The organism is Kitasatospora sp. NPDC056327 (assembly GCF_042261735.1).
Lineage (GTDB): Bacteria > Actinomycetota > Actinomycetes > Streptomycetales > Streptomycetaceae > Kitasatospora.
Window position 1 is genome coordinate 1 of record NZ_JBHJRC010000515.1, and the last position, 2,416, is coordinate 2,416.

Annotated in this window: 2 protein-coding genes and 1 pseudogene; 2 read left to right on the plus strand and 1 reads right to left on the minus strand. The window is 75.5% G+C overall.

All coding sequences use genetic code 11. The features are described 5' to 3' along the window. Nucleotides 1-53: 53 nt before the first annotated feature. Nucleotides 54-914, minus strand: a complete 861-nt coding sequence (locus ACFCX4_RS35910) for a hypothetical protein (RefSeq protein ID WP_376151625.1) — start codon at nucleotides 912-914, stop codon at nucleotides 54-56. Between the two features lie 435 nt (nucleotides 915-1,349). Here ACFCX4_RS35910 and rpe point away from each other — a divergent pair, with 435 nt between their 5' ends. Together rpe and ACFCX4_RS35920 are read left to right on the plus strand one after the other, a co-directional pair. Further along, nucleotides 1,350-2,033: a ribulose-phosphate 3-epimerase gene (gene rpe / locus ACFCX4_RS35915; RefSeq protein WP_376151627.1), complete on the plus strand. Its 684-nt coding sequence runs from the start codon at nucleotides 1,350-1,352 to the stop codon at nucleotides 2,031-2,033. 150 nt (nucleotides 2,034-2,183) lie between these two features. Continuing rightward, a pseudogene (locus tag ACFCX4_RS35920) lies at nucleotides 2,184-2,416 on the plus strand (pirin family protein); the annotation flags it as partial.

Here is a 2,416-nt window from a genome sequence, read left to right on the forward strand (position 1 = left end):
TCCCGTCCCCGCGCGGGGACGGGACGACGCGGCCGCGGGGGCGGTTGAACGGGTCAGGCGGTGGTGGTGGCGGGGAGACCGATCGGGTTGATCGGGGGCAGTGCGGTGCGACAGAGGGCCGAGATCGGCTTGAGCGCGGCGGCGAGGCGGTCGAGCTCGTTGCGCGGGTGGTTCTCCCAGACCCGGGCGGCGGCCAGGTCGGTGGCGGCCTCCAGGGACTGGTGACGGATCCGGCCGCACTCGGTGATGGTGCCGCGCTCGGTGAGCCAGCCCCGCTCGACCAGCCGCGCGGTCGCGGCCTCCCACTCCTCGTCGGTCCAGCCGCGGAACGGCTGCAGCGCCTCGCGCCGCACGTCCAGGGCGCAGCGCACCACCAGCGCCTCGCAGCCGTCCAGCCCGGCGGCGACCAGGGCGGCGTTGTGGCCGTCGCCCCGGTGCTCGCGCATCACGGTGGCGGCCTGCCAGAGCCGCCCGTGCAGGCCGGCCGGACGGGGGAGGGCGGCGTTGGCGGCGGCCAGCACGCGGCCGGCGCAGTCCAGCCGGGTGACGGCCTCCTCCAGCAGCTCCGTGGCCTGCTCGATGCGCGCCGGGGCGACGTGCTCCAGCAGCCGCTCCAGGGCCGCCGACGCGCCGGCCGTCCGGGCGGCCAGCGCGGTCTCCGGGGAGGCCAGCTTCCAGATCGCCGGGAGGGCCCGCTCGATCGGGGCGGGCGCGAAGTTGAAGAACGCGGCGATCACCGGCGGCGCGTCCACCGCGCCGAGCGGCGCGGCGCGGCCGGCGAAGTAGGTCCGCGCGACGCCGCGCAGGCCGACCTCCTCGAAGGCGCCGAGGCCTTCGGGGGTGAAGTAGGTGACGGCGTGCACGGGCTCGAAGAGCCACCACAGGGCGCGGGCGGGGTGGACCAGATCGGCCAACGGAGGACCTTCCTCGGAGGGGCGCGGGAGCGCGGGGAGAGCGGGAGGTTCAGGGCGGGAGCCCGGCGGTCGTGCTGGTGCGGGTGTCGCCGGCGGTGCTGTCCGTCGGGACGGGCCCGTCGGGGCGGTTTCGTCGGCGGGAACCGTGCGGGTCGTGCCCGTACGGGTCCTGCCGATGTTGTGGCGCGGTTGGGCGGTGGTTCATGTGCGGATCGGTGACGCGGCCGGTGCCGCGCCGTACGGATGTTCTCGTACAGGCTGATGACCACGGCGGCGGTCACGATAACCCTGCCCGGGGTGTGATCGCGGTCACGGTGAGGTCTCGGTGGTGACACGTCGCCGACGCCGCGGGGGATGATGGGCGAGGCGCGCCCGTGCGCGCGCTCCGAAACCCTCGGCACGAAGGCATCACGGCTACAAGAGGAAACAGGCCCCATGGCGCAGATCAACCCCAGCATCCTGTCCGCGGACTTCGCCCGCCTCGCCCAGGAGGCCGAGGCCGTGCGGGGCTCGGACTGGCTGCACGTCGACGTGATGGACAACCACTTCGTGCCGAACCTGACCCTCGGCGTCCCGGTCGTCGAGTCGCTCGCCCGGGCCACCGACACCCCGCTCGACTGCCACCTGATGATCGAGGACCCGGACCGCTGGGCCCCCCAGTACGTGGAGGCGGGCGCCGGCTCGGTGACCTTCCACGTCGAGGCCGCCGCCGCGCCCGTCCGGCTGGCCCGCGAGATCCGGGCCAAGGGCGCCCGCGCCTCGATGGCGCTCAAGCCGGCCACGCCGATCGAGCCCTACGAGGACCTGCTGCCCGAGCTCGACATGCTGCTGATCATGACCGTCGAGCCGGGCTTCGGCGGCCAGGCGTTCCTGGACATCATGCTGCCCAAGATCCGCCGGACCAGGCAGCTGATCGCCAAGCACGGGCTGGAGCTGTGGCTCCAGGTCGACGGCGGCGTCTCGGCGAGCACCATCGAGCGCTGCGCCGAGGCCGGCGCGGACGTCTTCGTCGCCGGCTCGGCCGTCTACGGTGCCGAGGACCCGGCCGCGGCCGTCGCCGGGCTGCGGGCGCTGGCGGAGGGCGCGAGCGCCGACGCCTGGTGGGCCTGCGCCCACTGATCCCCCCGCCCCGGCGGACGGCTCCGGCTGGACGGCTCCGGGTGGAGGATCGCCCCGTGCTGGTGGAGGATCGTTCCGACGACCTCCCCGGCGGGGCGGCGCTCTCCCGGGCCCGCCCGGCCGCCCGACGCGCACGGCGGTGACCGCCCCATGAGCAACCTCGACGTCAAGCCCGCCCCGACCACCTGCGGGGGCGAGCCCGGCACCGGCCCGGTCCGCGACCTGCTGCCGGCCCGTCAGGTGCCCCTGGGCGAGAGCACGATGGTGCGCCGGCTGCTGCCCAGCCTCGGCCGGCGGATGGTGGGGGCGTGGTGCTTCGTGGACCACTACGGCCCGGACGACATCGCGGACGAGCCCGGCATGCAGGTCCCGCCCCACCCCCA

Coding starts and splice junctions, on each gene's coding strand:
- rpe (WP_376151627.1), top strand. CDS start 1,350: ATGGCGCAGATCAACCCCAGCATCCTGTCCGCGGACTTCGCCCGCCTC.